Origin of the sequence: Candidatus Methylobacter favarea, assembly GCF_902806695.1 — a bacterium.
Lineage (GTDB): Bacteria > Pseudomonadota > Gammaproteobacteria > Methylococcales > Methylomonadaceae > Methylobacter_B > Methylobacter_B favarea.
Map to the genome: position 1 here is coordinate 20,450 of NZ_CADCXN010000066.1, position 18,553 is coordinate 39,002.

An 18,553-nucleotide genomic window follows, 5' to 3' on the forward strand; every position below is an offset into this window, starting at 1 on the left:
AAAAAGGAAACGACCATGCTGTTATTTGAAGATGAAATAGTCAGTGAAGCCTTGCCTGTTCAGGCTATTGCTGTGACAGAATCCGCACCCGTAGCCGCTGTTGCTGTGCCGGTTGCAGAGCCAGGCGCCTCAAACCCGGCAGCCCTTTCAGTCCGCGTTAACGCAAATGATAAGCGCATAATCAACGGCCAGACCGATGTCAACCAGCTGGTGCCGTTCAAATATCACTGGGCCTGGGATAAATACCTGGCAGGCTGCGCCAATCACTGGATGCCGCAGGAAGTCTCGATGAGCCGCGACATTGGGCAGTGGAAAGACGGCACCGCGCTGAGTGAAGACGAGCGGCTGATCGTCAAGCGCAACCTGGGCTTTTTTACCACGGCCGATTCGCTGGCCGCCAACAATATCGTGCTCGGCACCTATCGGCACATTACCGCCCCGGAATGCCGGCAATACCTGCTGCGGCAAGCCTTTGAAGAAGCTATTCACACTCATGCCTACCAATATATTGTCGAGAGTCTTGGCCTGGATGAAAGTGAAATCTTCAATGCCTACCGGGAAATTCCCAGCATCCGGGACAAGGATAATTTTTTGATTCCTTTTATCGACACCCTGACCAACCCGAGTTTTAAAACCGGCGAAATGGAGACCGACCAGCAGCTGCTGCGCTCCTTGATTGTGTTTGCCTGCATTATGGAAGGCCTGTTTTTCTATGTGGGTTTTGTGCAGATTCTGGCGCTTGGGCGGCAGAACAAAATGCCGGGGGCGGCGGAACAGTATCAATATATCCTGCGCGATGAGTCGCTGCATTGCAATTTCGGCGTCGATCTTATCAACACCATTAAACTTGAAAATCCGCAGTTATGGACGGAGCCTTTTCGCGATGAAATCAAGGTGTTGATGCAACAGGCCGTGGCGCTTGAATACCGTTATGCCGAAGATACCATGCCGCGCGGCGTATTGGGACTCAATGCCGGCATGTTCAAGGAATACCTGCGCTTCATCGCCAATCGACGCTGCCAGCAAATAGGCCTGGATATGCTGTATCCGGCGGCGGCCAATCCCTTTCCGTGGATGAGCGAAATGATCGATCTTAAAAAAGAGAAAAACTTTTTTGAATCGCGGGTAACTGAATACCAGACCGGCGGCGCGCTCAGCTGGGATTAATACAAATGTAAGGCAGGGATGCCTGGTTGGGTGAATGAAACCATCTTGTTGAGCTTTTTTTAATCCTTGTGTTCGGAATTGCTCATTGTCGCCCTGCGCTATACGCAACCCGGCTTAGGGGCCGGCAGAAGCTCAGGAGTGCCATATCGAATCCATTGTTTGCATAAGCCGGTGGCTTTGGCTCAGGGCGGCGATGATTTTTCTGCTCATGCAGTTCTTCAAAACGTACCCTGCGGCCAAGGCGGTCTTTTTGCCACTTGTGCGAGTTTATCGCTTCTTCCAGCATCCAGTATTTGAACTTTTTGTATTCCTTTATCACTGTCATTTCGAAATTGCATGGGATTTTTCCTAATGCCAAAAAACTAACTCCGCTAGGCTGATTGCAGGGTTTAAGCTGTAATAAAGGCTATTAGGATGATTAGTGAATGATCATAGCAAAGTAATTCTTTCAGCTTAACGATATGCTTTAAACTACTGAAACTTTTTTAAGATAAAAACCCTGGCAATTATTCCCGACAGGACCGCAATGAGCAAAAAAAAACTGATTGTTATCTTTGGCCTGGCATTGATTGCCGCGATTTATTTTTTAAATAAAAAACCGAAACTTGTTGATGTTGAGGTGCAGGCAATTGAAAAAGGCGAGGTAAAAGCGACGGTATCCAATACCCGTGTAGGAACGGTTAAAGCCTGCCGCCGCTCCTATCTTGCGCCTGCCGCCGGCGGACAGGTAGCCTATCTTCATGTCAGGGAAGGAGACAGCGTCAAACAACATCAGGTATTGCTGGAAGTCTGGAATAAAGACTTGAAAGCCCAGGTTAATTTACAGGAAGCCCAGATCAAGGCTAATCAGGCTTCGGCCGAGCAGAGCTGCCAGCTTGCCGGCGGCGCCGAGCGCGAGGCAAGGCGTCTTGCTATCCTGCAGAAAGGCAATCATATTGTTTCTGAAGAACAGGTCGATATTAAAGAGACGGAAGCCAGAGCCAAGCGGGCGGCATGTCATGCGGCTTTTGAAGCAGTGGCTGTGACCCGGGCCAACCGCGACGTGGCGCAGGCCGCGGTTGAACGCAGCCTGGTTATGGCGCCTTTTGACGGCACCGTTGCCGAAATCAATGCCGAAGTGGGGGAATTTGTGACGCCTTCGCCGCCCGGCATCCCCACCTTGCCGCCGATAGACTTACTGGACGTCAGTTGTCTATATGTATCGGCGCCGATTGATGAAGTGGATGCGCCGCAGATAAAGACCGGCATGAGCGCTTGCGTATCGCTGGATGCGTTTTCTGAAAAACGCTGTTCCGGAACGGTAAGCCGTATTGCGCCGTATGTGCTGGAAAAAGAAAAACAGGCACGCACGGTAGAGGTTGAAGTCAAGCTAACCGACCCGCAAGATCTTCACGGTTTATTGCCCGGCTACAGCGCTGATATTGAGGTCTTGATAGCCAGCAAGCCCGAAGCCCTCAGGATTCCTGCCGAGGCGGTGCTGGAAAATAACCGGGTGCTTTTGATGAGAGGGGATGGCTTGCTGGAAGAGCGCACCTTCAAACCGGGCCTGGCCAACTGGAACTATATAGAAGTTTTATCAGGCCTGGAAGCCGGCGATAAAGTGGTCATGTCAGTAGGAAAGGAGGGCGTCGCGGCCGGAGCTTACGCCCGCGTGCAGCAATGATCCGGCTGGAGCATATACACCGCTATTTTAAAGTGGGGGATCAAACCGTTCATGCCTTGAATGACATTAATTTATTCATAGCAAAAGGCGAATATTATTCAGTAATGGGCCCGTCCGGCTCCGGCAAATCGACTTTATTAAATGTCATTGCCTTACTTGATCAGCCGTCCTCGGGCCGCTATCTTTTAAATGACCAGGATGTCACGCAGCGAAGCGACGATGAACTGGCCAAAATCCGCCGCGAAAATATCGGCTTCGTATTCCAGTTTTTCCATTTAATCCCGCGCTTGTCGGCCGCTGAAAATATTGAAATGCCGATGATTCTGGCGGGCATTGCCGTGAAAGAGCGCAAACAGCGCGTGGCGAGGGCGCTTGCGGAAGTCAATCTGCAGGATCGCTCCGATCATAAGCCGGATCAGCTTTCCGGCGGCCAGCTGCAGCGCGTGGCTATTGCCAGGGCCATGATCATGCGGCCGGAAATATTACTGGCGGACGAGCCTACCGGCAACCTGGACAGCAAATCCGGCATTGAAATCATAGAATTGCTCGAAAGCCTCAATCGGCAGGGCGTAACATTAATGATCATTACCCATGACCAGACCTTAGGCGCCAAGGCCCAGCGAAAAATTCGCATTGTTGACGGGCAGCTACTGCCTTTATAGTTTTCAGAAATAAGTCTAAAGCCGTATTTTATCTGTTATTCGATTAACGCCGATGGCGATTTTTTTTTGCGGCTCCAGCTTTCCCTCAGCCATTAAAAGCGCCAGCAGTTCCGCGTCATCCAGCTTCAGCAGTTCAGCAAAGCGGGCTTTTTCTTCATCATTCGCTGTCAAATAAGCGCTTGCCAGATATTTCTCAAGCATCAGGTCCAGCTCCAGCAAGCCGCGCCTGCATTGCCACCGTAACCTGGACAGTTTATCCATCAGCCTTGTTGCCTTTGCAGTAGCAGTTTTTTGGTTTCCGCAATGGCTTTGGCGGGGTTCAAGCCTTTGGGGCAGGTATCCGTGCAGTTCATAATGGTATGGCAACGGTATAATTTAAACGGGTCTTCGAGTTCGTCCAGTCTGGCGCCGGTATTTTCATCACGGCTGTCAACCAGCCAGCGATAAGCCTGCAGCAAAACGGCGGGGCCCAGATAACGCTCGCTGTTCCACCAGTAGCTCGGGCAACTGGTCGAACAGCAGGCGCACATTATGCAATCATACAAACCGTCCAGCTTCGCGCGATCCTCTCTGCTTTGCAGGCGTTCTGAATCCGCCGGCGGCGGAGTCAGGGTTTCAATCCAGGGCTTGATAGACGCGTATTGAGCAAAGAAATGGCTCAAATCAGGCACCAGGTCCTTAATGACCTGCATATGCGGTAAAGGGTAAATCCTGACAGTATCGGTATAGTCATTAATGGCTTTGGTACAGGCCAGGGTGTTTCTGCCATTGATGGTCATTGCGCACGAACCGCAGACGCCTTCCCGGCAGGAGCGACGGAATGTTAAGGTGCTGTCAATTTCATTTTTAATTTTGAAAAGTGCATCCAGCACCATGGGACCGCAGCTATCCATATCCAGTTCATAGATATCAAGGCGCGGATTTTTGCCTGAATCAGGATCCCATCGGTAGACTTCAAAACGGCGGATGTTGGTTGCGCCTGCCGGCGCTTTGAATGTTTTGCCTTCGGTTACCAGCGAATTTTTCGGCAAGGTGAACTCAGCCATCAGTAAATCCTCTCTTTGGGTGGAATAGGGTCGACTTCGTCAGTTAAGGTAAATAGGTGAACTGGCCGGTAATTGAAACCTACATTATTATCAATTAACCAGGTTAAGGTATGCTTCAGCCAGTTTTCATCATCGCGCTTGGGGTAGTCTTCGCGCGCGTGGCCGCCGCGGCTTTCGGTGCGATTGCCGGCGGCGGAGATAGTTACCAGCGCCTGGGCCAGCAGATTATCCAGCTCCAGTGTTTCGACCAGATCTGTATTCCAGATCAGGGAGGTATCAGAGACTTTGACGTCAGAAAATGATTTTCTGACTTCCTGCATGGCTTTAATGCCTTCATCCAGTGTTGAGCCGGTTCTGAAAACAGTGGCTTTGGCTTGCATGACTTTCTGCATATCAAGACGAATGCTGGCAGTGCTGCGGCTGCCGTTGGCGTGGCGGATTTTATCAAAACGGGCTAGGGCTTTATCGCAGGCATTACGTCCAAGCGGTTTATGCGCCGTTCCGGGCTTGATGAGCTCGGCGCAGCGAATAGCCGCGGCACGGCCGAATACCACAATATCCAGCAACGAGTTGGATCCCAGCCTGTTAGCGCCGTGCACCGATACGCAAGCGGCCTCGCCGATAGCCATCAAACCCGGCACGACGTGATCGGGATTATCGCCGAACAGCGTCACGATTTCCGCTTTATGATTGGTGGGTATGCCGCCCATGTTGTAATGCGCGGTAGGCAAAACCGGAATCGGCTCTTTGGTGATATCGACGCCGGCAAAAATCCGCGAAGTTTCCTCGATGCCCGGCAGGCGCTCATGGATAATGGCCGGATCAAGATGTTCAATATGCAGATACATATGATCTTTCAGCTTGCCTACGCCGCGGCCTTCGCTGATCTCGATAGTCATGGCCCGGCTGACTACGTCCCTGGACGCCAGATCCTTAGCTGACGGCGCATAGCGTTCCATAAAGCGTTCACCTTCGGAGTTGGTCAGATAGCCGCCTTCCCCGCGCACGCCCTCAGTAATCAGGCAGCCGGAACCGTAAATGCCGGTCGGGTGAAACTGGACGAATTCCATATCCTGCAGCGGCAGACCGGCGCGCAGCACCATGGCATTGCCGTCGCCGGTAACCGTATGAGCCGAGGTGCAGGAAAAATAAATGCGCCCGTAACCGCCAGTCGCCAGAACGCTCATATGGGACTTGAATAAATGCAGGGTGCCGTCATCAAGACTCCAGGCCAGAACGCCGCGGCATTCGTCGCCTTCCATAATCAGATCCAGGACGATGTATTCGACGAAAAATTCAGCCTTGTGCTTTAACGCCTGCTGGTACAAGGTGTGCAAAATAGCATGACCGGTCTTGTCCGCGGCAGCGCAGGTTCGCAGCGCAGAACCTTTGCCGAAATCAGTGGTCATGCCGCCGAAAGCACGTTGATAAATCTTGCCTTCAGGCGTCCTGGAAAACGGCACGCCGTAATGCTCCAGTTCAATGACCGCCGCCATGGCTTCACGGCACATATATTCTATGGCGTCCTGATCACCTAGCCAGTCCGAGCCTTTGACTGTGTCATACATATGAAAACGCCAGTCATCTTCGCCCATATTACCCAATGCCGCGCTAATGCCGCCTTGCGCGGCAACGGTATGGCTGCGGGTTGGAAATACTTTGGTAATGCAGGCGGTTTTCAAGCCTTTTTCCGCCATGCCGAATGTGGCGCGAAGCCCGGCGCCGCCTGCGCCGACAACAACCACATCGTAGGCGTGTTCAATTATTTTATAAGCTGTCGACATGAATTAACCTATCAGGATTATGCGAAACACAGCAATCAACGCGGCAAGCGCCAAAAACAGAAAAACCAGATTTACCGCCCAGATTGAAATAATTTTAGCGCCTTCCGCTGCCACATAGTCCTCAATGACAACCTGAAGACCCAGAGCGGAATGATAAAAAACAGCCAGCACCCAGGCCACTATAGCTAATGTATTAACAGGCGATATTAGCCAGGCTATCGTTTGCTGATAGGGCGCATTTAAAGTCAGAGCAAAAAATTTTATCACCCAGAAGGATAAAGGAATCAAGGCTACCGCCGTGATGCGCTGCATCCACCAGTGGGAAGTGCCGGCTTTCGCTGAACCTAATCCCAGCGCTTTGCCTATAGGCGATCGATAATCCATAAACTCTCCTTAACTTGAATAAACAAATATAAAAGCAGCCACAGTAAGCGCCAGAGAGGCTACGAGCTCATAGATGGCATATTGATTCATGGTCTCGCGTGCAAAACCCTGGCCTGTATCCCATATCAAGTGACGAACGCCATGGCACAAATGGAAAAAAAGCGCGTAAATAAATGCCCAGTATATTAATTTTATTGGCCATGCGCTCATTAAAGTCTGCATGCCGGCATAGGCATCCGCGCCCTCGGCAACCGCCGAAACCATGCAGACAAAAAAGATCAGGCCCACCGAAAGCATCACTCCGGTTATGCGGTGGCAAATGGACAGGGTGCCGGTTAAAGGCAGTTTATAATTTTGAAGATGCGGGGAAATGGGTCTGTCTGTATTAGTTGCCATAGTGTTTCCTTGTCTTCAGTTAAATTAAGTATCTGGAATATTTCATTGATGCGCCGTCTGTAAATCAAAAGTCAATACAACGCCCGTTTTTTTCCCAATCACCATAGCGGGTCGGCTCAGGCCCTTTTATGCCGCCAATCTCTTCGACGGTTTGGGCTTTATCGGCCGGATCGGAAATTGGTTGTTCGGGTTCGGGCGGCTTAGCTGTATTTCCCATGATATTCTCTTTTTGCATTGATGTTTGATCCTAGAAAAATGTGAAAAACGGCTGCTTCATAACATAAGGCTCGAGAAGCCTGCCGACCATGCCTAGAACTGATCTTCTTCCGTAGAGCCGGCCAGCGCAGTCACTGAAGAGTCTCCGCCCTGAATAACAGTAGTTACATCATCAAAATAGCCGGTGCCCACTTCCTGCTGGTGAGCAACAAATGTATAGCCCTTTGCCGCCGCCGCAAATTCAGGTTCCTGAACCATTTCCACATAGTGGCGCATGCCCTCGCCCTGGGCATAGCGGTGGGCCAGTTGAAACATGTTGTACCACATGTTGTGGATACCGGCCAGGGTAATGAACTGAAATTTGTAGCCCATCGCGCCCAGTTCGTTCTGAAATTTTGCTATGGTTGCATCATCGAGATTTTTCTTCCAGTTGAAAGACGGCGAGCAGTTGTAAGCCAACAATTGATCCGGATATTTATCATGAATGGCGTCAGCGAACTTTCGGGCTTCTTCCAGCGAAGGCGCTGCTGTTTCGCACCACAGCATATCAGCGTAGGGCGCATAAGCCAGGCCGCGGGAAATCGCCTGCTCTATGCCCGGTTTAACACGGTAGAAGCCTTCGGTCGTTCGCTGGCCGGTTAAAAAAGGCTGATCGTTAGGGTCAATATCAGCCGTCAACAAATCAGCTGCGTTCGCATCGGTACGCGCCAAAATTACCGTGGCAACCCCGGCTACATCTGCGGCCAAGCGGGCAGCCGTCAGTTTTTGAATCGCATCGCAGGTAGGCACCAGCACTTTACCGCCCATGTGTCCGCATTTTTTAACAGAAGCTAATTGATCTTCCCAATGCACTCCGGCTGCTCCGGCATTGATCATGGCCTTCATCAGTTCGAAAGCGTTCAGCACGCCGCCGAAGCCGGCTTCAGCATCGGCCACAATCGGCAGAAAATAGTCAGTATAGGCTGCATCGTCGGGATTAAGGCCTTTGCTCCACTGAATTTCATCAGCGCGTTTGAATGAGTTGTTAATGCGTTCAACAACGGCGGGCACCGAATTAACCGGATAAAGCGACTGATCCGGATACATGGTCGCTTGGGTGTTATTATCCGCCGCGACCTGCCAGCCGGACAGATAAATGGCTTCCATGCCGGCTTTAGCCTGCTGGATGGCTTGACCGCCGGTCAGAGTTCCTAAAGCATTGACATAGCCTTTTTTCGAGTCGCCATTAACCAAATTCCACAATTTTTCCGCACCCAGCGTGGCCAAGGTATAGTCTATTTTAAGCGAGCCGCGTAAACGGACGACATCTTCCGCCTTAAAGGAGCGCTTTACTCCTTTCCAGCGTGGATTTTCAGCCCAATCCTTGTTAATTCGAGCAATTTCTTCAGTGCGCTTGTAATTTGCCATGTTATACCCGTTTAAATTTTGATTTCGCTTGAAAAATATAAAACGTATTATAAAGTCAATTGGCAGTTAAGTTATCAAGTTAATTGTTATCTGACAATATTATTAACCTTCACGGATTAACCTATATCAGCATAGACCTGCTCATTTATGAGGACAAATTCAAGGGATTAACCTGGAATTTCACGCTTATTTTAAATGATTATTAATCCAATTGCCTGGCCGCTTACAGACTCCAATCCAAAGGCCGGGACCGCATGCAGCCGGCGAAGGTAGAATTCATCATTCCAGTCAATGACTTCATCCTGCAAGGGATGTTGGCTTATTATTTTTAAGCCAGGCTTCAGATTGGAGCGCTATAATCCCCATTCAAAAAACTGGAAACTCTTTAGCCCAACCTGAATTTTGTAAGGATGGTTTCAGAAATCCAATGTTTATACCACCTTTACTCAGAAAAAATGCCTATGAAATTTACCCCTGTTTTTTCAGCCATTGTATTATCCCTGCAGTTTAGCAACAGTCTTGCAGCCGATTCCTCAGTCTCATGCCAGCCGGTCAGCGGCACTCTTCAACAGCTTCTCCCGGATGATAGTTGTACGGTCTACACCGCCCAAAAAAAATATTTTCCTGATTTAACTTTCCTGACTTTGGCAAGTCCTTCTCCTTTGCCTATTCTGTTTCCTCCCTACTGTTATTCAGGAACATTCGTTGGCCAATTAGGCACTACGGCAACCATCAATGGAACAGTGTTTTCCGGATTAACTGAAAATAATTTTAACCTGCTTGAAGCGCTTACAGCGGCAAGCGTTATTAACATTAATGCAGTTGATGCGATTGACGGTAAAATCAAGGAATTGGGTACCCTATATACTAATGATTCAATCAGCTCGCCGGTTTTTATGACAACGGAACGGTTGACAATGATTGCAGGCAGCAAAATCTTTAAGGATGCCCAGGGATATATAGATATTTCAGGCAATGCAATTGCCGGGCCAACATCTTTTACTGGCACATTATGCCCCGCTAAATAATCGGCCAACAGCTCCAGGCCGATGCCTGATTGCAGATCGATTAATGTCTCCAGACGTTTTTTTAAAAAAGACTCAATAATTAGCCCCGCCGCCAGGCATGGAAGCGCGCCGCACACCGCAATAACAGTTCGGGCTGATGGTTTCGTTTCCAGATTCCGGCAACATACTTATTCGCCTCAGCGAATGTGGGATAGATATGAATGGCGCCAAGCACTTTATTCAAGCCAATGTTATGTTTCATTGCCAGTACAAATTCTGCCATCAAGTCGCCCGCATGTTCGCCCACACTGGTTACGCCCAGGATTTTATCTTTGCCGGGTACGGTCAGCACTTTTACAAAACCCTGAGTCTCGCCATCGGTAATGGCCCGATCCAGATCAGCTAAATTGTAAGTACTGACTTCATAAGCAATGCGTTGTTCTTTGGCATCTTGCTCATTAAGTCCCACGCGGGCGATTTCAGGATCAGTAAAAGTTGCCCACGGAATAACCGAGTAGTCGGTATGAAATTTCTTAACACCGCCGAACAGCGCGTTAACCGCTGCATACCAGGCTTGATGCGCGGCCGTATGGGTAAACTGATAAGGGCCTGCCACATCCCCGCAGGCAAAAATATTGGGATAATTGGTAGCCTGAAATTCATCAACCTGAATAGTGTGTTTCGGCGACAGTTCCACGCCAATATCTTCAAGACCGTAACCTGTAGTATTTGCCATGCGGCCGATGGCCAATAAAACCTGATCAAACGGAATACGCAGCACTTTTCCCTGATGTTCGGCAATCAGGATTTTCTCGCCGTTTTCGCTGATGAATTGTTTGGCGGTATGTTCCAGCAGGACATTAATACCGTCCTTACGAAACTTTTCAGCCACCCTGTCTGATATTTCTTCATCTTCACGCATTAACAGCCGTGCGGCCATTTCGATTTGCGTAATCTGCACGCCTAATCTGGCAAAAGCCTGGGCTAATTCACAGCCAATGGGTCCGCCCCCCAGAATTATCATGCGTCCGGGTTTATTGCGCAGAGCCCAGATAGTATCCGAGGTCAGATAGTCAATATTTTCAAGCCCTGGAATGGGTGGCACTAATGGCCGGGAGCCCGCCGCTATCACGATAGCCCGAGTGGTTATCGTCTGCTTGCCGCCAGCCGTTGTCACTTCTACTTGCCAGGGTGAAATAATCCTGGCCGCGCCTTCAATAACTTCAACGCCAAGTTGGGTGTAACGCTCTTTCGAATCATGCGGGGCAACCGTCTTAATTACTTTTTGCACACGTTCCATAATGTCTGCGAAGTCAAACTCCGCCTGAATGCTTTTGATGCCAAATTCAGCTGAGCGAGCGGTATCCGTTAATAAGCGGGTTGAGCGGATAAGGGCTTTTGAGGGGACGCAACCGGTATTCAGGCACTCGCCGCCCATTTTGTTTTTTTCAATCAATATGACTTTTGCTTTAACGGCGGCGGCAATGTATGAAGCCACCAGGCCGCCTGAACCGGCGCCGATGACCACCAGATTCGCATCAAACTTTTGCGGTTTAGGCCATTTTTCATAGACTTTAGCCGCTTTGACAGTGGCTACGATTTTCCGGGCTACAAGCGGAAACAGGCCCAATAAAGCAAAGGAGCCTAATAATGCCGGAGACAAAATTCCGGACAGCGATTCGATTTTAGCCAATTGCGTACCGGCATTCACATAAACCAGAGTTCCCGGCAGCATGCCCAGTTGGCTGATCCAATAGAAAGTCAGCGTCTTTATTGAGGTTAATCCCAGGACCAGATTAATTACAAAAAAAGGAAACAGCGGCACTAAGCGCAAAGTGAATAGATAAAAAGCGCCATCGCGCTCCATGCCTGCATCGATTGCCTTAAACCGTTCGCCGAATTTATTCTTAACGCTATCGCGAAACAGGAAGCGCGCTGCCAAAAATGCCAGCGTTGCGCCGATGCTGGATGCAAACGACACGATAAAGGTACCCCACAGCAACCCGAATACCGCTCCGCCGGCTAATGTCAGGATAGCTGCACCGGGCAGGGACAGGCCTGTCACAGCAATATAAATCCCGGCATACAGAACAGTTGCCAGCACCGGGTGGGCATTACGATAAGCGGTGATGGTTTCCTGCCGGGATTTCAAATTTTCCAGAGTTAAAACGTGCGGCAAATCAAAATAAAAGAAAAGGCCGATTAGAACCGCGATAATTATCAACAATCGGATGCGTGATTTAGACATTGTTTTTAATCCTTGAATTTAATGTTGACAGACCGCAAAAGGCGCTAATATCTTACCGTTCCTTTATTGTATAATCCAGGCAAAGGAAAAAGGCTTGCATACCTCGTGTGTTATCGGGATTTTAATCTTAACGAAATTATCCTGATTGTAATCCTGATACCCATAAATTAATGACTGAAAATTTAAATCGGAGTATGCAAGAGACTTAAATGCGATCAAAAATAAAAATATGTATTGAGAGGCAGATAGGTAACCCTATGTTAACTTATATTGGCGGTTAACTGATTGAATATAAAAAACTTACAGGCTGCCCGATGAAGTTGTTAACAAGACATTTATTTATCGAAGCTATCAGACATATATTTCAGGAGAATAACACTCAGCACAAGTACACACTGATCTATACGGGCATCAATCATGCGCTTCAGATGGCTAGCCTGTTGCAGGGAACGGCAGCGGAAACTGAACTTATTGCCGTAATTCAGGCATTGATTTTCAGTAAGGTAAAAAGTATGCCTCATGCCTTGATGGGTAAACTGGGCAGTAATCGATTGGGTATTATCCTTGAATTGCCGGTCAGGGACAGCGTTGAATTTGCCGAAGAACTGGCCGGTTTGCTTGACCGTCAATGCCTCTCAATTGGCGGCAACTTTTATTATCCCAAGCTGATTATCGGCGTTACGGCACTGGCGCCCGAATATAAGACTCCAGAGCGAATACTGGCTGCAGTTGATGAGGCGCTCTCCCAGTCGCGACAGGCCGGCAACAGCGTCGTTAAATTAATTGAGCACGACGATCCGGTTTTGCAGGAATATTATGATTCGCTCAAGCTGTTGCCGGATTTGAGAGAGGGTTTAATGAACAAGTCTTTCGTGCTGTATGCACAACCCATAGTTTCGATAAACCATGCAGTTAGTGAACAGAAAGCCGAAGTATTGCTGCGTTATAAAAACCGGCAGGGTGAAATTGACTCGCAAGGCCGGTTTCTGCAAACCGCGAATCTATTTCATATCAGTCGTGAGGTCGATTTTTATGTCGTACATCAGTTCTGCCGCTTTATTGACCAGCAAAAGCATCAGGATGTGATTTATTCACTTAATATTTCCGGCAGCACCATCCGCTATCCGCCTTTTCTTGATGTCGTCGCCAATGAATTCAAGCGTTTTGGCGTAAACCCGGAGCAGGTTTGTTTTGAAATCACCGAGAGGGTTGCCGATCAGGATTATCAACAGGCCATAACCTTCATGCATTTGCTGAAAGACCAGTTGGGCTGTCAGCTGTCACTGGACGATATCGGTATCGGCTCCAGTAATTTATCCAATCTCGGGAAATTTAATGTCGATTTCATGAAAATTGACGGGTCATTTATCAATAATCTGATTCATGATCCTTATTCTGAACTGGTGGTCAGTTTTATTAATTCCGCAGCCCGGCTGTATAACAAGAAAACGATTGCCGAATATGTAGAAAATAGCCAGCAGCTGGAAAAACTGAAAGAACTCGGGGTGGATTATGCACAGGGCTACTTTACCGGTAAGCCGGAACCGCTGTTTGACCCATCACTTAACTAACAAATAGATTAACAACAGATTGCTTAAAAACAGCATTAGCGCCAGGCTTTGCCAGAATAGCAGCGGATTGCGTTCGATCAGAGGTATGGCCTCCTTGGCGCTCAGGAACGCGGGATTAGGGGTGGACAGATCATACAAAAATTCCGATATATGATCATAGCGGGATTGAGGATTTATCGAGGTGGCTTTTTTTAACGCTCCGTCAATCCATATCGGAACCATGGCGTTGTAATGAAAGCTGGGTACATAGCGAAGTTTTGCTATATTAACTTGATCAGGTTTTTCAGGCATATTCCGGCCAAAGGGCAGGGCGCCGTTAATCATCTCATAGGTAATCACAGCCAGTGAAAACAGGTCGGACTTAACCGTGCCGCGTTGCCCCAGATGGTATTCCGGCGCCGTGTAGTTTAACGTCCCGAGCACATTGTCTCCGGTGCTGAAATCCAGCGGTGCAATCTCGGCGATGCCGGCGATTTTAACGGAGCCGAAATCGATGATTTTAACGGTGCCGTTTTTATCAAACATGACGTTTTCAGGTTTCAAGTCCTGATGCAGCATTTCCATGCGATGCATGGCACGCACTCCCCTGGCGCAAGCTTCGATTATTTTTCTGACGGTTTTAATATCCGGCTTGGGATGAGCATTCATCCATTGCCTGAGAGTTTGTCCTTCAAGAAATTCAGTAACATAATAAATGCAGCTTTTTTCCCGGTCAGTGCCGATAATTTTGAGTACATTTTCATGATTAATTCGTTTCCCGGCCCATTCTTCATGCAAAAAATGTTCAATGTAATGAGTATCATCGTCATAAAGTATGGACGGTGTTTTCAAAATAACCTGGGCGCCGGTTTTAGTGTCAAACGCCCGATAAATTTGCGTGCGCTTGCTGGAGTGCAGTTCCTCTTGAATCTTGTAGCCATCAAGCAGCATGCCTGGCTCCAGGAGCGGCGGGAAGGGCAGATTAATGTGGCGGCGAAGAATTTCGTCTTCCCTGGCGTCGGGCAATTCATCGATTCTGACCAGTTGACAGGTCAGATTGTCATTACTGTTATTGCTACTCGCCTGATGCACTATTTCGCCGGCAATCAGGGTTAAATCTTCATTGTTCCCGAGCAGTTTTTTCAGGGTTTTGTCATCAATAAAATCGTGTATGCCGTCAGTGGTCATTAAAAACAGATCGCCCTTTATTAAGGGCAGCGCCTTGTAGTCGACTTCCAGCGCAGGCTCTATACCCATGGCGCGGTTAAGATAATTTTTCTCGTTTGAAAGCCAGACGCGGTGGTCGCGGGTTATCTGTTCAAAGTTACCGTTCCGCAAGCGGTAAATCCGTGAATCGCCTATATGGAAAATATGCGCAGTGGTTGATTTTAAAACCATAATACTGAGCGTGCTGACCATGCCTTTGGCCGATTCATAACGAATCTGCCCCTGACTGTATAGCCAGGAGTTGATCGCGGAAAGGATTTGCTGGCCGGCATGCTTGACCGACCAGGAATCCGGCGTGCTGTAATAATCGTTCAGAAAACTCGCGATACAGCATTGACTGGCCTGTTTGCCCGCCTCACAGCCGCTCATGCCGTCGGCGATGGCAGCCGTTATGCCTTTGTAGCTAAGCTGCGGTTCTACGGGGATGAGGGAGCCGACAAAATCCTCATTTTCAGACTTGATGCCTTTATCACTGGCATAACCAATGCTGACTTTGAGCTGAGGTTTAGCCACAGGCAAGCTTTAATAGGCCATTGACGCGGATAGAATGTTTGTCAAAAGCGTTAACCAAGCTCAATCATTTCAACTGTGCCATCTTCCTGAATCTCCGCCATATGACCTTTAGGCTCATCAATAAACTGCACTGAAAGCAAGACACATAATCCTGCTGCCGCTATGATCATAAAAAAAACAGGAGCTGAAACAAATGATAATACGGTCAGAAATAATACCCCCCCAACATTGCCATAAGCCCCGACCATGCCGGCAATCTGGCCGGTCATTCGGCGTTTAATTAATGGAACTATTGCATATACGGCGCCACAGCCCCCCGAGACAAAGCAAGAGCAAGCCATAGTGAGCAGAACAGCCAGGGTAATAGACCACTTTGAATCAATAAGCGACATACAGAAATAGCCGGCCGATAAGCCTAAAACAAAAATGCTCAGTGAGAATTTACGTCCGAATTTATCGCTAATCCAGCCGCCTATTGGACGGGCCAACAGGTTAATAAAGGCGAAACTGCCTCCTAATAAACCGGCCTCTACCATGCTAATGCCTTGAGTTTTACCAAATGTTTCAAAGAAAAATAACGGTAGCATCGAAACCACCGCTAATTCCGAGCCAAAAGTAATTAAATAAGCCAGATCCAGGATAGCGACCTGCTTGAATTTATATTTATGAATCTCGGCAATAGGGTGTTTTAAGTGCTCCCGGTTGACGTGGACAATTTTGTATACGTTATATAAGAATAAAATCCAGATAATGATATAAATGCAGGTGGCGACAAAATTGGAGAACAGACTGACGCCTTCCGGAGATAATTTCCAGGTTAATAAGCTTAAGGTGACATATAAGGGAATAGTCATAAGTATATAAAAAAATAAACCGCCTTTACTGGTAACTTCCATCGCGCCGGCTTTTTTCGGCTTAAAGTAAGTCGAGCCTTTCGGTGTATCTGAAACACTGAAAAAATAAATGACCGAATAAATCAGGGCAATGGCTCCGGTTGTTGCAATTGCATAGCGCCACCCTTCAGGACCGCCATACAGTAAAGCCAGAGTAGGTAAGATACCGGCCGCCGCAGCTGAACCGAAGTTGCCCCAGCCGCCGTAAATGCCCTCAGCGATTCCTACTTGCCGGGCAGGAAACCATTCGCCAACCATGCGGATGCCGATGACAAAACCGGCTCCGATGAAACCTAACAGGAAACGCGCTAATGCCAGCTGTTCAAAACTCGTGGCAAACGCAAACATGAAGCAGGGTATGCTGCCGGCGCCCAATAGCGTTGAATAAGTGCGTTTGGGGCCAAATTTATCAACCAGAATACCGATGACAATGCGAGCCGGAATAGTTAGAGCCACATTTAATATCAGGATGGTTTTTATTTGCGAGCCGCTCATATGCAGAGTCTGTGCAATCACCAGCATCAAGGGCGCATGGTTAAACCATACGACAAAGCTGATAAAGAACGCTATCCAGGTCATATGGAGAATTTTAATTTTGCCCGAGAAGGAAAGCAATTTAAGAGTTTGAGCTGACATATTGATACCGTTATTAAAGTTATAATGCCCAGTCAAGCATATTGCATGCCGAGCTGAATAACTAATTATAGTAATAACGCTTTGGAAGCGAGGACTTGCATGATTGAAGCTGGATCGGGAGCATGGTTTCGACTTAATAGGAGCGCTAAAATGGAGCAATAGTCCTATTTTGGTGCGATTTGAGCAGGACAAGGTGGGTAAGCCTGTTAGGGATATTCCAATTTAGCGTAGAGAGACAGGTTTTTTTCGAGGCAGGGGCTTATCTATGCAAGCCCGTTAATAGCGGTTATCATGTAACTTATTACCATCATGCAATCTGAACGTAGTTCTGAATTAATGAGTTTTTTTAGTTATTGTTCTGTCTTTTAAGAATCAAGATCGGAGTCAGGCTTTATACCTTAAGCACACATTACTGAAGGAGATTGATATGGGTATTTCATTAAGTAAAGGCGGCAATGTCAATTTATCCAAGACTGACCCGACATTAAAAAATATTATCGTCGGACTGGGGTGGGATGTAAGGCCCACTGCCGGCGCCGATTTTGATCTCGATGCCAGCGCTTTTATGTTGAAGGAAGACGGCAAGGCCAGGTCAGACAATGATTTTATCTTCTACAATCAGACGAAATCCCTCTGCGGCGCCATCGAGCACACCGGCGATAACCGCACCGGCGCGGGCGAAGGCGATGATGAAGGCATTATTGTCCTGCTCGATAAAATACCGGCTGAAATTCAGCGCATCGCTTTTACGGTCACTATTCATGAGGCGGATGCTCGCAAACAAAACTTCGGACAGGTCTCGCATGCCTTCGTCAGGATTGTCAATAAAGACTCGAACAACGAAGTCGCACGTTACGATTTGAGTGAAGATGCCTCAATCGAGACAGCGATGATTTTTGGCGAAATCTACAGGCACGGCGGCGAGTGGAAATTCAAAGCCGTGGGCCAGGGCTATGCGGGAGGCCTGGCGGCCCTAGCCCGGCAATACGGGATTAATGTCTAGGCCGCCAAAGCCGCCTTAAGTCACGGTTCGGCTAAGGTCGCAAATAATCTATAATTTTTGGTAAACTACAACTCACGAGGACACTATTATGGCAGTATCACTTACTAAAGGCAGCAACGTTAATCTCAGCAAAGAAGTGCCGGGGCTGAAAAAAATTCAGGTCGGATTAGGATGGGATGCCCGATCAACCGATGGCGCGGCGTTTGATCTGGACGCCAGCGCCTTCCTGGTTAAACTGGACGGTAAAGTCCGCTCGGACAGTGATTTTTGTTTCTACAATAATAAAACTGTAGCCGATGGCGCCGTTCAGCATACCGGCGACAACTTGACAGGAGCGGGCGAGGGCGACGATGAAATGATCAAAGTGGATTTGGCCAGGATTCCTGCTGATCTGGACAAAGTTGTTTTTGCCGTAACCATACACGAAGCTGAAGCCCGCAAACAGAACTTCGGGCAGGTCAATCATGCTTTTATCCGTGTCGTCAATGAAGAGGGCGGCCTTGAAATTGCCCGCTATGACCTCAGCGAAGATGCTTCAATCGAAACAGCAATGATTTTCGGAGAAATCTACCGCGTCGGCACAGACTGGAAATTTAAAGCCGTGGGCCAGGGTTTTGCCGGCGGTCTGGGGCCTTTGGCAGCTTCGTTCGGCGTCAGCATCTGATCAGGACAAAAGGCTTTTGCCGCTTTCGAGTGTTCAATATTCTGAATCTTAACCCGCACTTCCGCGTCGCGCCAGGGCGGGTGTGGC

The 18,553-nt window shown here is 48.5% G+C and carries 18 protein-coding genes; 7 read left to right on the forward strand and 11 right to left on the reverse strand.

Translation table 11 applies throughout. The features are described 5' to 3' along the window. Positions 1-15: 15 nt before the first annotated feature. Positions 16-1,167, forward strand: coding sequence for a ribonucleotide-diphosphate reductase subunit beta (locus tag HUX64_RS10015; protein WP_174626095.1), 1,152 nt, complete (start codon positions 16-18; stop codon positions 1,165-1,167). Positions 1,168-1,249: 82 nt separating this feature from the next. Here the strand turns inward: HUX64_RS10015 and HUX64_RS10020 are convergent, their stop codons facing one another. Beyond that, the gene (locus tag HUX64_RS10020; protein ID WP_174626096.1) at positions 1,250-1,525 is read right to left on the reverse strand and encodes a hypothetical protein; all 276 of its coding nucleotides are present in this window, start codon (positions 1,523-1,525) and stop codon (positions 1,250-1,252) included. Between the two features lie 168 nt (positions 1,526-1,693). On the opposite strand from HUX64_RS10020, the gene HUX64_RS10025 reads away from it, so the two are divergent. Further along, positions 1,694-2,830 carry an efflux RND transporter periplasmic adaptor subunit gene (locus HUX64_RS10025; RefSeq protein WP_174626097.1) on the forward strand — a complete coding sequence of 379 codons (1,137 nt, stop codon included), beginning with the start codon at positions 1,694-1,696 and terminating at the stop codon, positions 2,828-2,830. Next, the gene (locus tag HUX64_RS10030; protein WP_174626098.1) at positions 2,827-3,492 is read left to right on the forward strand and encodes an ABC transporter ATP-binding protein; all 666 of its coding nucleotides are present in this window, start codon (positions 2,827-2,829) and stop codon (positions 3,490-3,492) included. Before HUX64_RS10025 ends, HUX64_RS10030 begins: the two co-directional genes overlap by 4 nt. Before the next feature lie 15 nt (positions 3,493-3,507). On the opposite strand, the gene HUX64_RS10035 is transcribed toward HUX64_RS10030, so the two are convergent. From HUX64_RS10035 to aceA, 7 genes are all read right to left on the reverse strand, one after another. Then, complete coding sequence (locus tag HUX64_RS10035) at positions 3,508-3,753, reverse strand: FAD assembly factor SdhE (protein ID WP_174626099.1); 246 nt, start codon at positions 3,751-3,753, stop codon at positions 3,508-3,510. Next, the gene (locus tag HUX64_RS10040) at positions 3,753-4,538 is read right to left on the reverse strand and encodes a succinate dehydrogenase iron-sulfur subunit (protein WP_174626100.1); all 786 of its coding nucleotides are present in this window, start codon (positions 4,536-4,538) and stop codon (positions 3,753-3,755) included. The genes HUX64_RS10035 and HUX64_RS10040 overlap by 1 nt, the downstream gene beginning before the upstream one ends. Next, positions 4,538-6,322, reverse strand: coding sequence for a succinate dehydrogenase flavoprotein subunit (sdhA, locus tag HUX64_RS10045; RefSeq protein WP_174626101.1), 1,785 nt, complete (start codon positions 6,320-6,322; stop codon positions 4,538-4,540). Before sdhA ends, HUX64_RS10040 begins: the two co-directional genes overlap by 1 nt. 3 nt (positions 6,323-6,325) lie before the next feature. Continuing rightward, positions 6,326-6,706 (reverse strand): succinate dehydrogenase, hydrophobic membrane anchor protein, encoded by a 381-nt coding sequence (gene sdhD / locus HUX64_RS10050; protein WP_174626102.1) that lies wholly within the window; start codon positions 6,704-6,706, stop codon positions 6,326-6,328. Between the two features lie 9 nt (positions 6,707-6,715). Further along, positions 6,716-7,102, reverse strand: coding sequence for a succinate dehydrogenase, cytochrome b556 subunit (gene sdhC / locus HUX64_RS10055; protein ID WP_174626103.1), 387 nt, complete (start codon positions 7,100-7,102; stop codon positions 6,716-6,718). Positions 7,103-7,166: 64 nt separating this feature from the next. Beyond that, positions 7,167-7,319 carry a DUF1674 domain-containing protein gene (locus HUX64_RS10060; protein WP_246246981.1) on the reverse strand — a complete coding sequence of 51 codons (153 nt, stop codon included), beginning with the start codon at positions 7,317-7,319 and terminating at the stop codon, positions 7,167-7,169. Positions 7,320-7,411: 92 nt separating this feature from the next. After that, positions 7,412-8,725 carry an isocitrate lyase gene (gene aceA / locus HUX64_RS10065; protein ID WP_174626105.1) on the reverse strand — a complete coding sequence of 438 codons (1,314 nt, stop codon included), beginning with the start codon at positions 8,723-8,725 and terminating at the stop codon, positions 7,412-7,414. Positions 8,726-9,186: 461 nt separating this feature from the next. On the opposite strand from aceA, the gene HUX64_RS10070 reads away from it, so the two are divergent. After that, entirely contained in the window at positions 9,187-9,753 is a 567-nt protein-coding gene (locus HUX64_RS10070) for a hypothetical protein (protein WP_174626106.1), read from the forward strand. Between the two features lie 79 nt (positions 9,754-9,832). Here the strand turns inward: HUX64_RS10070 and HUX64_RS10075 are convergent, their stop codons facing one another. After that, a complete protein-coding gene (locus HUX64_RS10075) occupies positions 9,833-11,980 on the reverse strand; it encodes an FAD-dependent oxidoreductase (RefSeq protein WP_174626107.1) in 2,148 nt (715 codons plus the stop codon). Positions 11,981-12,294: 314 nt separating this feature from the next. On the opposite strand from HUX64_RS10075, the gene HUX64_RS10080 reads away from it, so the two are divergent. Continuing rightward, positions 12,295-13,551: an EAL domain-containing protein gene (locus HUX64_RS10080; RefSeq protein WP_174626108.1), complete on the forward strand. Its 1,257-nt coding sequence runs from the start codon at positions 12,295-12,297 to the stop codon at positions 13,549-13,551. Here HUX64_RS10080 and HUX64_RS10085 read toward each other — a convergent pair. Then, positions 13,540-15,270 (reverse strand): bifunctional protein-serine/threonine kinase/phosphatase, encoded by a 1,731-nt coding sequence (locus HUX64_RS10085; protein ID WP_174626109.1) that lies wholly within the window; start codon positions 15,268-15,270, stop codon positions 13,540-13,542. The genes HUX64_RS10080 and HUX64_RS10085 overlap by 12 nt on opposite strands. A 50-nt stretch (positions 15,271-15,320) precedes the next feature. Then, the gene (locus tag HUX64_RS10090) at positions 15,321-16,799 is read right to left on the reverse strand and encodes a NarK family nitrate/nitrite MFS transporter (protein WP_174626110.1); all 1,479 of its coding nucleotides are present in this window, start codon (positions 16,797-16,799) and stop codon (positions 15,321-15,323) included. 427 nt (positions 16,800-17,226) lie between these two features. Here HUX64_RS10090 and HUX64_RS10095 point away from each other — a divergent pair, with 427 nt between their 5' ends. After that, entirely contained in the window at positions 17,227-17,802 is a 576-nt protein-coding gene (locus HUX64_RS10095) for a TerD family protein (protein ID WP_174626111.1), read from the forward strand. 88 nt (positions 17,803-17,890) lie between these two features. Next, complete coding sequence (locus tag HUX64_RS10100) at positions 17,891-18,466, forward strand: TerD family protein (protein WP_174626112.1); 576 nt, start codon at positions 17,891-17,893, stop codon at positions 18,464-18,466. The last annotated feature ends 87 nt before the right edge of the window (positions 18,467-18,553 follow it).